General features: G+C 32.6%; 2 protein-coding genes. Both read left to right on the forward strand.

Features of this window, described 5'->3' with window-relative positions:
- Positions 1-417: hypothetical protein (locus NZ841_08450; GenBank protein MCS7202790.1), on the forward strand; the 417-nt coding region annotated here is incomplete at its 5' end.
- A 51-nt stretch (positions 418-468) separates the two neighbouring features.
- Positions 469-858, forward strand: coding sequence for a nucleotidyltransferase domain-containing protein (locus tag NZ841_08455; protein ID MCS7202791.1), 390 nt, complete (start codon positions 469-471; stop codon positions 856-858).
- Positions 859-969: the final 111 nt, after the last annotated feature.

The raw sequence follows: 969 nt of genomic DNA on the forward strand, positions 1-969 counted from the left end.
GAATATGCTTCTGTTTCCTATACTTGGATTGTTGGAGCAACTTTAAAGCCCGTTACTGGTTTAGAACTTTATGGAGAATATAGAGGAGATAATAAGTATAAAGTATCTGCAAAAGTAACTACTATACCAAATGTAACAGTAAAAGGAGAATATTCTTATAAAGCTTCAGAGCAAAAAGGAACATTCTATGCTTGGGTAAAACTTACCCAATCTCTACCTGTTGGTTCCTTAACAGTATGGAGTGGATATAGGACTTCTGACAATAAGTTTGCAGGATATGCAAGGCTTAGTACTCCTGTAGGACCAGCAACAAATGTATTACTAGCTCATTATAATACTGGCGGAGCAAATGATGGATTTATGACTAATCCAAATGATCAATTCACATTAGAAAATACTCTCTCTGTTTCCTTCTAAAATATACTAGGAATCAAAGCCCCCCAAATTTGGGGGGCTTTTTTATTTATTATGCTTGAAAAGATTATTCCCCAATTAAAGGAATTAAAAATTGGTATTATTTATATTTTTGGCTCCTCAGTTCTGGGAACGGAAAGGGAGGATAGTGATATAGATATTGGCGTAGTTTTTCTTGATCCTAATATTTTGGAGAATTCTTTAGAAATTTACAATCAGCTTTATGAAATTCTTTCTCCTCTTTTTCCTGAGAAAGAATTGGATATTGTTTTTTTAGATAAAGCTCCATTAACTCTAAAATTTGAAGTGGTAAGTACTGGAAGAATATTGTATACTTTTTCCGAGGATTTTTCTGCAAATTACAAAGAGAAAATTGTTAAAGAGTATATAGATTTTAAACCTTTATTGGAGGAGCAGGATAAAGCATTACTGGAGAGGATATGAAAAAAATTCCTCTAAATAAAGAGGTCCTTCTTTCAAGGATAAGAGAGATTGAAAAGGATATTAATAGGCTTTTAAAGTTTAAGAAAATCCCCCTGGAAGAGTTTGAAAAAG

It is taken from the genome of Dictyoglomus sp. (genome assembly GCA_025060475.1).
GTDB lineage: Bacteria > Dictyoglomota > Dictyoglomia > Dictyoglomales > Dictyoglomaceae > NZ13-RE01.